At 45.4% G+C, this 15501-nt stretch carries 11 protein-coding genes; all 11 read right to left on the bottom strand.

Annotation, left to right across the window (positions count from 1 at the left end; all coding sequences use genetic code 11):
- Positions 1-2: 2 nt before the first annotated feature.
- Complete coding sequence (mutL, locus tag FED51_RS12035; protein WP_053430989.1) at positions 3-1916, bottom strand: DNA mismatch repair endonuclease MutL; 1914 nt, start codon at positions 1914-1916, stop codon at positions 3-5.
- A 19-nt stretch (positions 1917-1935) separates the two neighbouring features.
- Positions 1936-4533, bottom strand: a complete 2598-nt coding sequence (mutS, locus tag FED51_RS12040) for a DNA mismatch repair protein MutS (RefSeq protein WP_010898523.1) — start codon at positions 4531-4533, stop codon at positions 1936-1938.
- Between the two features lie 186 nt (positions 4534-4719).
- Complete coding sequence (locus FED51_RS12045) at positions 4720-5283, bottom strand: outer spore coat protein CotE (protein WP_010898524.1); 564 nt, start codon at positions 5281-5283, stop codon at positions 4720-4722.
- A 425-nt stretch (positions 5284-5708) separates the two neighbouring features.
- Entirely contained in the window at positions 5709-6926 is a 1218-nt protein-coding gene (locus FED51_RS12050; protein ID WP_138090122.1) for an ISL3-like element IS651 family transposase, read from the bottom strand.
- A 164-nt stretch (positions 6927-7090) separates the two neighbouring features.
- A complete protein-coding gene (locus FED51_RS12055; RefSeq protein ID WP_053430988.1) occupies positions 7091-7531 on the bottom strand; it encodes a YlbF/YmcA family competence regulator in 441 nt (146 codons plus the stop codon).
- Complete coding sequence (gene miaB, locus FED51_RS12060; protein ID WP_053430987.1) at positions 7531-9147, bottom strand: tRNA (N6-isopentenyl adenosine(37)-C2)-methylthiotransferase MiaB; 1617 nt, start codon at positions 9145-9147, stop codon at positions 7531-7533. The genes FED51_RS12055 and miaB overlap by 1 nt, the downstream gene beginning before the upstream one ends.
- A gap of 221 nt (positions 9148-9368) precedes the next feature.
- Complete coding sequence (locus tag FED51_RS12065; RefSeq protein WP_053430986.1) at positions 9369-10235, bottom strand: 2-oxoacid:ferredoxin oxidoreductase subunit beta; 867 nt, start codon at positions 10233-10235, stop codon at positions 9369-9371.
- Positions 10236-11975 carry a 2-oxoacid:acceptor oxidoreductase subunit alpha gene (locus tag FED51_RS12070; RefSeq protein WP_053430985.1) on the bottom strand — a complete coding sequence of 580 codons (1740 nt, stop codon included), beginning with the start codon at positions 11973-11975 and terminating at the stop codon, positions 10236-10238.
- 507 nt (positions 11976-12482) lie between these two features.
- Positions 12483-12743, bottom strand: a complete 261-nt coding sequence (locus tag FED51_RS12075; protein ID WP_010898529.1) for a stage V sporulation protein S — start codon at positions 12741-12743, stop codon at positions 12483-12485.
- 97 nt (positions 12744-12840) lie between these two features.
- Positions 12841-13635: a TIGR00282 family metallophosphoesterase gene (locus FED51_RS12080; RefSeq protein ID WP_010898530.1), complete on the bottom strand. Its 795-nt coding sequence runs from the start codon at positions 13633-13635 to the stop codon at positions 12841-12843.
- A gap of 170 nt (positions 13636-13805) precedes the next feature.
- Entirely contained in the window at positions 13806-15371 is a 1566-nt protein-coding gene (gene rny, locus FED51_RS12085) for a ribonuclease Y (RefSeq protein WP_053430984.1), read from the bottom strand.
- Positions 15372-15501: the final 130 nt, after the last annotated feature.

Consider the following 15501-nt stretch of genomic DNA (forward strand, 5'->3'; position numbering starts at 1 on the left):
CATTACATCACCCGTTTGAACATTTTCTCCATCTCATAGGTCGTGATTTGTACGATAATCGGGCGTCCGTGCGGGCACGTAAACGGATCGCTTGATTTCCGTAATGCCTCCAGTAATGCGTACATTTCATCATGGCGCAGATGGCGGTTTGCTTTAATCGCAGCTTTACATGACATGAGAATCGCTGCCTCTTCTCGAAGCTTCTTAATGTCAACCTTTCTTTTTTCCATTAACTGATCAATCATTTCCCGAATCGTTTCTTCCTCTAAGCCTTTAGGAAACCAAGTAGGGTGCTGACGAATCATAAATGTCTGCGGCCCGAACTCCTCGAAAAATAAGCCGACTTGCTTCAAATCTTCCAAGTGCTCTTCAATATACGCTGCTTCCTGTAATGTGCATTCCACCGTAATCGGCACAATCAGCTCTTGTAGCTCGTTTGTCACTTCTCCAACCTTCTCGCGAAAATATTCATACTTCATTCGCTCTTGAGCAGCATGCTGATCAATTATATACAAGCCTTGATCATTTTGTGCCAAAATATACGTTCCATGCATTTGTCCAATTGGATACATTGTCGGTACCCGATTCACAGGCAACGAGTTGGACGTTTCCTCTTCCATTGAAGCTTGTTCCATCGCACCCTTTGCACCGGCAGTCAGCTCAGCGGATGGGGGCTCCTTTTCAAGGGCAGGCTCAACGCTTGCCGATGCCTCACGGACCATATTTATTGATGGTAAATCATTTGATAGCTTTTTCTCCTCTTGGAAAAGAACATTTTTATCGATCGAAGAGCGTTGTTCATTTCCCTCATTACTCGAAGTACTTCCTCGGTCCTCGCTCGGTTTTGCTGATGTAAAATCGTCCAACGTAAAGGAGAGCTGTTCACTTTTTTGTTTTCCCCCTGTAGGCTTTGTTGCTTCTGGAATGAGCTGCTCCTTTTTAAAAGCACGCTCGATCGTCTCTGTCACTAACCGGCATAATTCTTCTTCTTTACTTACTCGAACTTCAAGCTTGGACGGGTGAACGTTCACATCGATCAGCTGCGGATCGAGCTCAATGTTGACGATTGCAATCGGATACCTACCGATGGGAAGCAACGTATGGAAACCTTGTTGAATCGCTTTCGAGAGAGCTACATTTCGAATGTATCGGCCGTTCACAAGTAGCGACATGTACTGTCTCGAAGCTCGAGTCACTTCCGGTTTTGCCGCAAATCCGCTCACCGTAAAATCAATCGTCTCCCCGCTTAACGGTACCATTTGTTTGGCGACCGTTCTTCCGTAAATCGCCGCAATCACTTGCAACTGATCGCCGTTTCCCGACGTACGCAACACATTCTTTCCGTTATGAAAAAGCTGGAACGATACATGAGGGTGGGCGAGGGCCAACCGATTGACAACATCACTAATATTCCCGAGCTCGGTATGAACGGTTTTGACGTATTTTAACCGAGCAGGTGTATTGTAAAAGAGCTGTGTGACGGTTAAATCTGTCCCTTTCCCCATGGCGGTTGAACCAATTTTTTTAATCACACCGCCCTCTAAAACCATTTCTGTCCCTCCATCACCGCCAGTGCTCGTTTTGATCTGGACGTGAGAGACTGAAGCAATACTCGGTAGTGCCTCCCCGCGGAAGCCGAGCGTTGCGATTTGAAACAAATCTTTATCCGTCTTTATTTTACTTGTCGCATGACGGAAAAAGGCTGTTTCGACATCTTCTCTTTCAATCCCATCTCCATCATCAATGACGCGAATGCGATCAAGTCCGCCAGCCTCTACTTCAATCGTAATTTTTCGGCTGTTGGCATCAAGGGCATTTTCCACTAACTCTTTGACGACAGACGCAGGGCGTTCGACAACTTCCCCTGCAGCAATTTTATTGGAGAGATGATCATCGAGCTTAATGATCTTCGCCATTTCCTCACCTCCTTGACCGCTAACGTAATTTTTGCTGCCACTGATTTAATAAACGAATCGCCTCCAAAGGGGTCGTGTTTAGGACATCGACCGACTGAAGGTCATGTAGTACTGTTTTTTCCTCGTCCGATAACGGCTGTTTGTTCCCTTTGGGCTTGTACGCTTCCAACGGTTCTGGTTCAAACAAGGAAAGCTGCGTAGGCTCGTTAGTAGACGCTACTTCCTTCTCGGAAGCGACTATCTCCTTCTCCCCTTCAAGTTCAGCTAGTAGCGTTTCGGCCCGTTCGGTGACCACATTTGGCAATCCTGCAAGCTCTGCTACATAGATTCCATAGCTTCGATCGGCTTGTCCATCGACGACTTTATGCAAAAACACGACCGTTCCTTGCTCTTCCACTGCCGACACGTGAACATTTTTTACGTCAGAAAGCTCCTTTTCAAGAGCTGTTAACTCGTGATAATGGGTAGAAAACAGCGTTTTTGCACGAATTTCATCATGAATGTATTCAATAATCGCTTGGGCGAGTGCCATTCCATCATAGGTGGAGGTGCCGCGACCAATTTCATCGAGCAGGATGAGGCTGTTTTGTGTCGCCTTTTGTAGCGCATATTTTGTTTCTAGCATTTCCACCATGAACGTGCTTTGTCCGCTAGCTAAGTCATCCGCTGCCCCAATTCTCGTAAACACTTGGTCAAAGATCGGCAGCCTCGCTTCATCCGCAGGAACAAAGCAACCGATTTGTCCCATGATCGCAATTAACGCAAGCTGGCGCATGTACGTGCTTTTCCCCGCCATATTGGGCCCTGTAATGAGGAGAATGCTTCGTCCATCTTTCATATCTACGTCATTGGCTACATATTCACCATTCGGAATTACACGCTCGACAACTGGATGGCGTCCTCCTTTAATGGCAATCGCCCGATCCTCTTGAAGTGCTGGCCTCACGTAATGATGGGTTTCGCTGACGGTTGCAAACCCTTGAATGACATCGAGCTCGCTAATCATTTGGGCGAGCGCTTGCAACGGTCGAATGTAGTCCTTCACTTGCTCACGGACTTGTAAAAATAAGTCGTATTCAAGCTGAACGATGGATTCCTCAGCGTTTAAGATGAGAGCTTCCTTTTCCTTTAACTCTGGGGTGACGTAGCGCTCGGCATTCGTGAGCGTTTGCTTCCGCTCGTAGCGTCCTTCCTCTAGTAGGTGTATGTTCGCTTTCGTCACTTCAATATAATAACCGAACACTTTGTTGTAGCCGATCTTTAACGATTTAATCCCAGTCGCTTCCCGTTCTTTTTGTTCAAGCTCTGCAATCCATGACTTCCCATTTCGACTTGCATCACGATATGTATCAAGCTCCTTGTGAAAACCATCACGGATCATCCCGCCTTCCTTAATCGAGACCGGAGGGTCATCGACTAAGCTATGCTCAAGCAAATCGACTAATGATTCACAGCGATCGATCGTTTGCAATCGCTCATTTACATCTTGATTACCGATTTTTTCTACAAGGGCAAAGATTGCCGGAATTCTCTGCAATGATTTGCGTAACTGAACGAGCTCCCTTGCATTGACATTTCCGTAGGCCACTTTTCCGACGAGTCGTTCTAAATCATAAACATGGCGTAGCTCATCACGCAGTTCTTCCCGCTCAAAATAATGATCAAGGAACGATTGAACTAGCCCTTGTCTCCGCTCGATTTCTTTCTTCGAGAGCAGTGGACGTTCAACCCATTGCTTCAACAGCCGCCCCCCCATGGCCGTCACCGTTTCATCCACAGCCCAAAGAAGGGAACCCTTTTTCTTTTTTTCCCGCAACGTTTCCACTAGCTCTAGGTTCCGTCTAGAATGAAGATCGATTTTCATCACTTCATTTGGTGGATCATATTGAACAGGCTGTAAATGCTCAAGCGAACGCTTTTGCGTCCGTAACAAATACTGCAAAAGTCGGCCAAATGCTCGCAGCAACTTTGGTTGTTCCACGTTTTCACATAGGGATTCGTAACCTTTTGGCAGGTCCTCTGCCTCTTCCTCAGACAAAGTGACCGAGAGCGATTGACGCAAACGGTGAGCGTCTTCTTCAGTCCAGCCTGGACTCAGGACGACCTCCTTTATGCTTGAAGAAGCAAGTTCATGGAACAAATCATCCTGTTCACTCACAAGACTAACCCTGCTTTCACCTGTCGTTAAATCGGCGCGAGCGATGCCATAGCTCTGATCTTCAAACCTCGTTACCGCGCATAAAAAATTGTTCTCCTTTTCAACAATTAATTTCCCGTCCATGATTGTACCAGGGGTGATCAGCTTAATCACTTCACGCTTCACTACACCTTTGGCATTCTTGGGGTCTTCTACTTGCTCACAAATCGCAATTTTATACCCTTTCTCGAGCAGACGAGAAATGTAATGATCGGCCGAATGGTATGGAACGCCGCACATCGGGATACGTTCCTCCCCTTTTCCTCTACCCGTTAGCGTTATTTCTAGTTCCTGTGCAGCCTTAACAGCGTCATCTAAAAAAAGTTCGTAGAAATCACCTAAACGGAAAAATAAAAAGGCATCTTTGTATTGTGCCTTGATCTCTAAATATTGCTTCATCATAGGAGTTTGTAGTGCCATTGGTTCTCGTTCACCGTCCCTTTTTGTTCGCTCCCATTATATCATAAGGAAACGAGATCCGCCCAGCAAAGGGTGAAGATCTCTTTACGTCACACGATGAAATACCATCATCACTTGCCTGAATTTTTCTCGTTTTTAGTCTCTAAAAATAAAAAGCTAGGAACTCAGCTTCCTAGCTCAATCGATTTATTCTTCTAGCTCCCCTTGTAAGAAGTTTGGATCGAGATCCTCGAACTCATCTTCCGTCAATTCTAGCTCTTCAGTGGACTCAGGGATTTCTTCAATAATCCCATCTGGATTAACTGCCACAGCTACTTTCGTTTCCCCAATGCATTCTACAACAAATTCACGCTCCACTTGAACATCCACGTGGACACCACTCTCAGCAATCGTGGCTTCAAGTGTGTTCGGCTGTTGAATTGGTCTGGCCACTACGTCCATTTCTTTTGATAGCACATTCTCATCCCGCATCGTTAACGGAATAATGTCCGTGTAGCTCACCGTTTGAGTCGCCACATCGGTTTTTGTATTATTTTTGTAAGAGAACCAAACATTAATGTCATAGCTGCCTTGCACTTCGACATTTTCACCCTTCTTATCCGCGCTGTATTTGTGGTTAATAATCCAGCAGCCTAAAATACTTGAAGGCTTTTCGGAAGGGCTGATTTTGTGACTTGCTTGAGAAAACTTGCGACCTTTACCACATACTGCTTTCGTAATGATCTCCCTGTAATTTAGCCCATCGGACATTGGTTAAAACCCTCCTCATTCTCAAATCAAAACCTGGCGTGTCGGCACTCGCCTATCACCTGCGAAAATCTACACTCCCATCCTATGCGGGGCAAATGACTAGTGTGCAGAAAAAGAAAGAAAAGAATTCGATTCAAGCTCTGTCTGTAACACGATATGTAACGGGAAGCCTGTTTAGTACTGAAATTTCTTATGTTTTCCTCCACTTTGATAAACAGAGACGGTCTCTTTCTTCATTTGAAGAGCTATTGATCTTCTCTCCTTTGCACATGTTTATAAAACGTTTTGATCTTAATGACGAATACAAGGGAATCACGTCTTTATATGGATGCATACTGCTGGTGCTGCATCCGCCAGAGGCTTGCAAAGCTACAAAAAACGGTTCTTAGTCAAATGTTGGGGTGGCATAGGAGGGCGAGCCCCTCTTATCCTACCCCGAATGTTTGATGTTTGAATTGATGATGCAAGAGAATACGGTTTCGCAAGCGATCATAACGCCGAAAACCAAAGGCATTTCTCTTAATCACCTTCGTTTGATTATTCAGTCCTTCAATAAAACCATTGTTTAAGCCAAACGCGAAGCTATTCAAGATCTCGGTCTGCCAGTTCTTCAGCGTCTGAATGGCTCGGTGGAACTCCTTTAACGGGCTCGCCTCCACTCTTCGGTAAAAGGCGTAGAGCCCTTGCTTCACCTCGCTCATTCGTCCTTCCCTTCCTTGCATCTTCGCTTCTTGATACCACCGACGAAAATGTTCTTTTAGCTCATACGCTTCCCTTAAATCAGGGGATAGCTCTAAGTACCGCTCCACCTTCTTCTTTTGCTTATCATCCAGTCCTTCTCTCTCTTTCTGAAACAGATGTTTGATCCGTTTACATCGTTTTCGATGATACGGATGGAACGCTTTTTGCACTCGGCGGCGAACCCCTTCCAGAGCCCAGTAGATGTAACGACAGAAATGGAACGGATCCCCAATGATGAGCGGGTGGCCTAAGGCCTTTTGAACAGCCGACTTGAAGGTATAACTTAGATCCATCACGACTGTTTTTACATGATGACCCTTCTCTTGAAGATATCGTTTAAGCGTATCGGCTTTACGATCCGGTAAGATATCCAGTGGCTTCCGTGTATCTGCATCCGCAATGATCACTTGATATTTCCCCGCATTCGTATCCCCTTTGTAATCATCAATCGCAATCCGAGGAGGAAGGTGATCCACCTTCTTCACGAGGGGGGCCGCCAATTGATCAAACCGGCGCATGGCAGTTGTCACGGACGTTTGGAATTGATTCGCTGTGTCCGTAAAGTTCTTCCCTTGAATGAGCCGTAAGCGAAACGCTTGATTCCATTCCACTGTCTGACGCTGATATCGCTCTACAAAACAGGCTTTCTCCGCAAACCGCTTCCCGCATCTGCACGCGTACCGGCGCTTTCGATAGAATAGATACACCCACCGTTCAAAGAGCTTGAGATGTTGAACTTTTTGGATGCGGTAATCATGGATTCTCTCGGTTCTCTCCCCGCAGGATGGGCAACGATGAGGCGTTCGCGGCATTTCTACATGGAGCGCGATAAAGCCCTCTCGTTCCTCCATCTTTGTGACCTTCACACCTTTTAATCCGGGCAAATCCATGGTAAAATTCATCGTACACGCAGCTCCTATCCTTTCTTTGTTTCTCGACAATTCAAGGATAATGGATAAAGGAGCCTGCGTGCATTTTTTTTGCCCTCTTTTGTGCAAAAACCCCAACATTTATTGTAGAGCCCAAAAAACACCCTGCCTAGCTGTTGGCTAAACAGGGTGCAAAATTAGCACTTCTCCTTACCACACCCATCATCGATGAGCGGATTTTTCGTTGTCGTTCCTCGAAGCAAGTCGCCTCCCATGGAGGTGATGATATGATCGGTTACCGTTTTGGAAATGGTCATCGATACGAGTTGCAACAGCTCGTTCACATCCATCTGGCTCTGTTTAAACTCTTGTACGAGCGGTATTGCATCAATTTCGTTTTGCAGCTCGTCGATTTTCGCTTCCACTTCTTTTAATGCCTCTTTTTTTCCATAGTGCTGTAGGTTCACTGCTTCTTTTTGATATTTTTTTATTTCGGCAATGATCTCTTGCACGCGGAGATGTTCGTTAATTTGCTTCTCAGCACGCTTAAAAAAGTCAACTTCTTCTGTTTCTGCGATCATTAACGCAAGTTCTCTTGCCCTTTGCTTAATATCATCTCTTGTATATTTCGCCGACATTATCCATTCACCTCAGCCATTTCTACCATTTCTCCGTTGAGTGACCACGTTTTTGCTTCGGTCACTTTGACGTACACGATGTCACCGATGACCGACTTGGGTCCTTTAAAGTTGACAAGCCGATTGGTTCGTGTCCGTCCGGCTAAAATGTTCGGATCTTTTTTACTTTCACCTTCTACGAGCACTTCGACGACTTTGTCTTGGTATTCCAAGTTTTTTTGTGCGGAAATTTCGTTGACGAGGGCGTTCAATCGCGCTAATCGTTCCCGTTTCACTTCCATTGGAACGTTGTCCTTCATTTTCGCCGCTGGCGTTCCTTCACGCGGTGAATAAATGTAGGTGAAGGCACTGTCAAATTCAATTTCCCTCACGAGGCTTAGCGTATCTTCAAACTGTTCGTCCGTTTCGTTCGGGAAGCCAACAATTAAATCGGTCGTAAACGACGCATTCGGAATAGCCCGTTTAATTTTTTGTGCCAATTCCACGTATTGCTCTCGCGTATATTTGCGCGCCATCAGTTTTAAAATCTCTGAGTTTCCATGTTGCACTGGGAGATGGATATGCTCCACAAGATTGCCACCTTTGGCAAGAACCTCGATCAAATGATCATCGAAATCACGAGGATGACTTGTCGTAAATCGAACGCGCGGGATGTCAATTTTACGAATTTCATCCATTAAATCCCCAAGACCATAGTCAAGATCAGCTAAATCTTTTCCATATGCGTTGACGTTTTGACCGAGAAGCGTGATTTCCTTATAGCCTTGGCGGGCCAAGTCACGCACTTCCTGGATAATATCCTCCGGTCTCCGGCTCCGCTCTTTCCCCCGCGTATACGGAACGATACAGTACGTACAGAACTTATCACAGCCGTACATAATGTTGACCCATGCTTGTGTTTTTCCTTCACGAGCACGTGGCATATTTTCGACGATGTCGCCTTCCTTTGACCACACTTCAATAATCATTTCTTTGCCAAAGAGGGCATTGCGTAGAAGGTGGGGTAAGCGATGAATGTTGTGCGTCCCGAAAATCATATCAATGTGTTGGTGCTTTTGCATGATTCGATTGACGACGCCCTCCTCTTGGGACATACAGCCACATACTCCAATGACGAGCTCCGGCTTTTCCCGCTTTAGCTGCTTTAAGTTTCCAATTTCACCGAACACTTTGTTTTCTGCATTTTCACGGATCGCACATGTATTAATTAAAATGACGTCTGCATCTGTCGTTTCATCGGTCGCTTCAAAGCCCATCTCTTTAAGCATACCCGCCATATTTTCCGAATCGTGTATATTCATTTGACAACCATACGTGCGAACAAGAAATTTCTTCCCGGCCCCGATTGTTTTCATATCTTCAGGGATTAAATCGTCCGGGCGGAGCACTTTCACTTCTTCTTTTCCACGACGCTTGCCTTGCTTATAGTCTGGCTGGTCGAAGATCGAGATTTCCCGTCCTGCAATTTTAATGACTTTTTTTCCATCTTCTTCGCTTACGACTTTGGCGTTGGAAAAGTCAAAGTATTTGCTGTAATCCTTCGTTGCCGATCCAGCTTCTTTCGTGCTGACTGCATCCGTGTTTCCATTCCGTCCAAGGCGTTGTTCTTCATTCATTGGACATGCTCCTTTCTATAGTAAAACGAGTCATCGTCTCCTTTGAAACAATGATTCACGTAAAAAAGCAAATGCTCAAGTTTCAATTATAACGCCATCATCTGACAAACTCAATGCTCTCCGCCCGAAATCTCAAGAAATCGACATGAACTAGGAATAGGTTGCTATTTTAAAGTGTAAACAAAAACAACCACTCCGCTGTGTGAGTGGTTGCCTTCTGCTTACATAAATTCTCCGACGAGTTCTTTAAATTTCCCTTCATCAATCGTTAAATCTTGATCGGCTAATGGTTTCTCATCATAACCGGCAATGAGATCTTGATAGGACGGTTGTTTATCGTTTTGGTAAATGAGGCCTGTGACTAAACCGTTGTGCTCCATTAACGTTTGCATCGCAACCATCCGGTTCTGAGGATCATAGCCTTCAAGATCGGATAGTTTCGTCAAGTTTTCCTTAAACCAGTCATACGTGTTCACCTTGTTGAACGTAACACATGGACTGAAGACGTTAATGAGGGAAAATCCATTATGGTTAATGCCTTTCTCAATGAGTGCCGTTAATTCTTTTAAATCACTAGAGAAGCTTTGTGCCACGAATGTAGCCCCTGCAGTTAAAGCCATCTCCATGACGTTTAGCGCTGATTCGACAGATCCACTTGGCGTACTTTTCGTCTTAAATCCGACATCGCTTCGCGGAGACGTTTGTCCTTTTGTTAATCCGTAAATTTGGTTATCCATAACAATGTACGTAATGTTAATGTTGCGTCTGATCGCATGCACTGTATGGCCCATTCCGATCGCAAAACCGTCTCCATCTCCCCCTGAAGCAATGACCGTTAAATCACGATTTGCCATCTTCACACCTTGAGCGATCGGAAGAACACGCCCGTGGACGCCGTGGAATCCATAAGCGTTAATGTAACCAGAAATCCGTCCAGAACAACCAATTCCAGAAATGACCGCGAGCTGATCAGGTTCAAGACCTACGTTAGCGGCTGCACGCTGGATTGCTGCTTGAACAGAAAAATCTCCACAACCTGGACACCAGTTTGGCTTGACTTTATTTCGAAAATCTTTAAACGTCGCCAATTAGATCAACTCCTTGCAAGTTTGATAGATTTCACCTGGTAAAAACGGATTCCCGTCGTATCTCAAAACATTCTCGATTGCTTTCACGTCACAGTTCATTTTGATGAGGCTCGCAAGTTGAGCTGTCGCGTTATGTTCGACGACAACTACTTTTTTCGCCTTTGTTAAATATGGCTGCAGTTCATGCTTCGGAAACGGGTGAACGAGACGAATATGGGCATGGTTGACACGAATGCTGTCGGCTTCTAACCGAGGAATCGCCTCTTCTATCGCCCCTCTCGTTGAGTTGATGCCAATCACTAATAAATCTGGATCTTCGTGCGGCGCATGGATGTGAACAGGGGTTGGGAAACGTTCTGGCAACGCTTCAACCTTTCGAAGCCGCTTTTCCATTTGTTCTATACGATTCGTCGCACTCTCTGACGGCTTCCCTGTTTGATCGTGCTCAACACCTGTTACGTGGTGAATTCCATTTTTTTGCCCTGGGAGAACACGAGGAGAGACGCCAGTTTCCGTTAATTCATAGCGCTTGTAATATTCGCCTTTTTCTTGTTCAGTTAACTGGTCCTCGTTTTGCAATGACCCGCGACGAATTTCCACCTTGCTGAAATCGAGCGGCTCGACCGTCTGCTTTCCGAGGGATAAAGCCAAATCTGTTACGAGGATAACTGGACACTGGTACTCTTCTGCTATGTTAAAGGCCTCGACCGTATCATAAAAGGCCTCCTCAACCGTACTTGGAGCCATTACAACTTTCGGAATATCTCCGTGGGTGCTATAAATCATTGCCATCAGATCAGATTGCTCTTGTTTTGTCGGTAATCCAGTACTTGGGCCCCCGCGCTGCGTATCGACAATGACAAGCGGCGTTTCCGTCATCCCTGACAAACCAATTGCTTCCGCCATGAGAGAAAGACCTGGTCCGGCAGATGCCGTGAAGGAACGCACGCCAGCATAGTTAGCGCCTATAGCCATCGTACATGCAGCAATCTCATCTTCCGTTTGAATGACCGCTCCACCGAATTCCGGAAGTTTTTTAATTAAGTATTCCATGATCTCTGATGCAGGGGTGATTGGATATGCCGCCATAAATCGGCTACCAGCAGCAACTGCCCCCATTCCGATCGCATCATTTCCAATCATAAACATCCGCTTTTTCCCGTCTGCTTCTTTCAGTTGTAGCTGATTGCCATTTTCCGCTTTTTCGATAAAGAAAGCCGCACCAGCTTTTAAAGCTTCCATGTTCTTTTCAACGACAGATGTACCTTTTCGCAAAAAGATCTCTTCGACCACTTCACGGAACACCTCTGGTTCGAGTCCAAGAAGGGCACTTGACGCACCGACGGCAACCATGTTTTTCATCAGTGATGTTCCTAACTCTGTCGCAATCTCAGTAAATGGCACCGCATATAGAGTAGCAGACGAACCTTCAGGAAGCTCAGGGTTAAATTTAGCATCAGCGATGACGACCCCGCCTTCACGGAGTTCATGGACGTTCACATCGATCGTTTCTTGGTCAAATGCAACAAGAATATCTAAGTCATCAGAAATAGCGTTCAGCGGTTTTATTGAAACACGAATTTTATTGTTCGTGTGCCCCCCCTTAATCCGTGACGAAAAATGACGATAGCCGTACAAATAGTAGCCTAACCTGTTTAATGTTGTTGCAAAAATTTCTCCCGTACTCTCGATCCCTTCACCTTGTTGACCTCCAACTTTCCATGAAAGTTGCTCAAGCATGAATTCTCCACCCCTTTAGTAAAATTCAGCGTATGACCTTGTTGAAAAATTTCTCTTATTGTCATAGTTTATCATATTCCCGAGTAAACAACTAGAAATAGTACAAAATTTTTTGACAAATTGCCGAGACGCATGTATTCATGGTCTAAACGTATTTATCATAGATGGCATGGATAAAAAAAGCAAGAACGAATCGCCAGAAAAAACGCCTTGAAGGGAATTCTTTGTTCTACAACTGCTCGTTTTTCTGATGAAAAATCAAGGCACTACTGGGGTTAAACTGCTTTTACAGGAAGAACATTTATCTTTTCCTCGCGCACAAAAAATCAAAAAAATGTCGTCGTGCTTATAGGGGCTGGCGTACAAAAGATCAATCAACTCATTTGATTTTTTCTAAAGAAAGCTCAGCTTGTCGTCCTGTCCTATAGAGAAGCGGTTGTTAATCCTTTACTCTCGTATACAAAAAAAAGCCTGCCTTCACAAGGAAGACAGACTTTTTTAAAAGGGTTACCGCGGTTCAACAATCAGCTTAATCGCTGTGCGCTCTTCACCATCTATTTCAATGTCAGTAAAGGCGGGAATACATACGAGGTCAATTCCACTAGGAGCTACAAATCCACGGGCAATGGCAATCGCTTTGATTGATTGGTTAAGTGCTCCTGCACCGATCGCTTGAATTTCCGCTGCACCTCGCTCACGGATGACTCCAGCTAGCGCTCCTGCAACAGAGTTAGGTGTAGATTTTGCTGAAACTTTTAATACTTCCATTCCTTGTACCTCCTCATCAAATGGATGATACCACTCTACTTACTAGTATTTCGAGATTGAGGACTTTATTCCTTAAAAATGTAGAGCAAGGCATTGACTAGAAATAGAATGGATGATCCTCGTTAATGAGAATCCGCTCAATCGATTTAGCTAAACCTGTTTTTGGGTCCAGTTCAATTACTACTCCACTTAATTGTTCCCGACCTTTTGCCACTTCAAACCTAACAGGCAAGTTTGTTAAAAATTTTTTTACAACCGCTTCCCGTTCCATACCCAAAACGCCGTCATAAGGCCCCGTCATCCCCACATCGCTCAAATAGGCAGTCCCTTTCGGTAAAATGCGCTCATCTGCTGTCTGGACATGGGTATGGGTACCGATGATCGCGGAGACGCGCCCGTCTAAATACCAGCCCATCGCTTGCTTCTCACTCGTTGCCTCCCCATGCATGTCCACGAAAATAAATGGCGTTCGCTTACGAATGTCATCAAGAGCCGTATCCATGGCCTGAAACGGACAGTCATTCGGTGACATGAACGTTCGGCCCATCACATTGACGACTGCTACTTCAATGGCATTCACTTTAATAAACGTGTAGCCCTGACCTGGGGTACCTTCTGGATAGTTGATCGGTCGTACTAAGGCAGGGGCTTGATCAATAAATTCAAAGATTTCTCGGTTATCCCAGCTATGATTGCCTAGCGTCACCGCTTGGGCACCCGCATCAAGAAAGGTTTTATAGATCTGCTCCGTGATTCCTCTGCCACCAGCAGCGTTCTCTCCGTTAATGATCGTAAGCGTCGGTTTGTATTTCTTTTTTAGTGGCCCAAGATAGTCTTTCACCATTTTTCGGCCTGGGGAGCCAACCACGTCCCCAATAAACATAAGTCTCATTCAAATGCTCCTTTTCTATCCCTCTAAGTTCCACCTTGTTTCTATCATAGTCGAATGACACCAAAGAGACAAGCGCCCTTACCGCTAGTCAGCGGATGAAGACAACGAAGATTAATCACCTGCAACAACAGAGCTCACTGATATAAAAATAAAGTGGTGCTAGCACCACTTTATTTTGCATACTCGACCGCTCGGGTTTCGCGAATGACAGTGACGCGAATATGTCCCGGATAGTCAAGCTCCTCTTCAATTTTCTTCGTAATGTCGCGGGCGAGCTTATGGGCAAGGACATCGTCGACGATTTCCGGCTTAACCATAATTCGCACCTCGCGCCCCGCTTGAATGGCGTACGTTTTTTCGACACCATCGAAGGACTCTGAAATCTCTTCAAGTTTTTCTAGGCGTCGGATGTAAGTTTCAAGCGTTTCCCGTCTCGCTCCAGGTCGTGCGGCCGATAATGCATCAGCTGCAGCAACCAATGAAGAGATAATTGATGTGGCTTCTGTATCACCGTGGTGTGAGGCAATCGCATTAATGACCACCGGATGTTCCTTGTACTTTGTCGCTAACTCAACACCGATTTCCACATGGCTTCCTTCCACTTCATGGTCAATTGCTTTTCCTATATCATGAAGCAGGCCGGCCCGGCGGGCAAGTTTTACATCTTCCCCCAACTCCGCTGCCATTAGTCCTGCTAAATATGCCACTTCCATCGAATGCTTTAACACATTTTGGCCGTAGCTCGTCCGGAACTTCAGTCGACCTAAGATTTTGATTAAATCTGGATGGAGCCCGTGGATGCCCATTTCAAACGTCGTTTGTTCGCCGTATTCTCGAATGGCCTCGTCCACTTCACGGCGAGCTTTATCAACCATTTCCTCAATTCGAGCTGGATGAATCCGTCCATCTTGAACGAGCTTCTCTAAAGCGGTTCGAGCAATTTCTCGTCTGATCGGATCAAACCCAGATAAAATAACAGCTTCCGGGGTATCATCAATGATGAGATCAATCCCTGTTAGCGTCTCTAAGGCTCGAATGTTGCGTCCTTCCCGTCCGATGATACGTCCTTTCATCTCATCGTTCGGTAAATTCACAACAGAGACAGTGGTTTCCGCTACATGATCCGCAGAGCAACGCTGAATCGCGAGCGACAGAATTTCACGGGCTTTTTTATCCGCCTCTTCTTTCGCTTTTGCTACGCGCTCTTTGATCAGCAAGGCCGTTTCATGAGCCATCTCCTGCTCGACTTCAGCGCGGATGACTTCACGTGCCTCTTCGCGAGAAAATCCCGAAATTCGCTCAAGCTCTACTTGCTGCTTGTTCAAGATTTCCTCCACTTTGCTATCCATCTCTTCAATTTGTCGTTGTTTTTTGGTGAGAGATTCCTCCCTTTTATCCAATGATTCCTCTTTTTTGTCCAAGGTTTCACTTTTCCGGTCTAGAATCTCTTCTTTCTGAACCAAACGATTCTCTTGTTTTTGAATCTCGTTTCTTCTTTCACGAATTTCGCGCTCCGCTTCTGTTCGAAGCTTATGAACCTCATCCTTCACTTCAAGGATGGCTTCCTTTTTCCCCGCTTCGGCTTCGCGCTTCGCATCTTCAACGATTTGTTTCGCAGCATGTTCGGCGCTGGAAATTTTCGCTTCGGCAATCGATTTTCGAACAAGATATCCAACAACTGCACTGACTGCAGAGACAACAAGCAAAATGGAGATGAACAAGACGTTAAATTCCATGCTCTTTCACCTCCTCTTGCTATCTAATTGTTGGGATTCACATTACAATCATTCATTTTCTCATAATTAAACACACGAATGCCACAGAAAAAAATGGTTAACATTTTGTTGCATTCTTCTTTATTCTATC

The sequence above is a fragment of the Halalkalibacterium halodurans genome, assembly GCF_005671335.1.
In the GTDB taxonomy this organism is placed as follows: Bacteria; Bacillota; Bacilli; order Bacillales; family Bacillaceae_D; genus Halalkalibacterium; species Halalkalibacterium halodurans.

What these genes read in the sequence shown, in the direction of transcription:
- FED51_RS12055 (WP_053430988.1), bottom strand. Translation starts at nt 7,531, where the DNA reads ATGTCGGCGAAATATACAAGAGATGATATTAAGCAAAGGGCAAGAGAA.
- FED51_RS12070 (WP_053430985.1), bottom strand. Translation starts at nt 11,975, where the DNA reads ATGCTTGAGCAACTTTCATGGAAAGTTGGAGGTCAACAAGGTGAAGGG.
- mutS (WP_010898523.1), bottom strand. Translation starts at nt 4,533, where the DNA reads ATGGCACTACAAACTCCTATGATGAAGCAATATTTAGAGATCAAGGCA.
- FED51_RS12080 (WP_010898530.1), bottom strand. Translation starts at nt 13,635, where the DNA reads ATGAGACTTATGTTTATTGGGGACGTGGTTGGCTCCCCAGGCCGAAAA.
- miaB (WP_053430987.1), bottom strand. Translation starts at nt 9,147, where the DNA reads ATGAATGAAGAACAACGCCTTGGACGGAATGGAAACACGGATGCAGTC.
- rny (WP_053430984.1), bottom strand. Translation starts at nt 15,371, where the DNA reads ATGGAATTTAACGTCTTGTTCATCTCCATTTTGCTTGTTGTCTCTGCA.
- FED51_RS12075 (WP_010898529.1), bottom strand. Translation starts at nt 12,743, where the DNA reads ATGGAAGTATTAAAAGTTTCAGCAAAATCTACACCTAACTCTGTTGCA.
- mutL (WP_053430989.1), bottom strand. Translation starts at nt 1,916, where the DNA reads ATGGCGAAGATCATTAAGCTCGATGATCATCTCTCCAATAAAATTGCT.
- FED51_RS12045 (WP_010898524.1), bottom strand. Translation starts at nt 5,283, where the DNA reads ATGTCCGATGGGCTAAATTACAGGGAGATCATTACGAAAGCAGTATGT.
- FED51_RS12050 (WP_138090122.1), bottom strand. Translation starts at nt 6,926, where the DNA reads ATGAATTTTACCATGGATTTGCCCGGATTAAAAGGTGTGAAGGTCACA.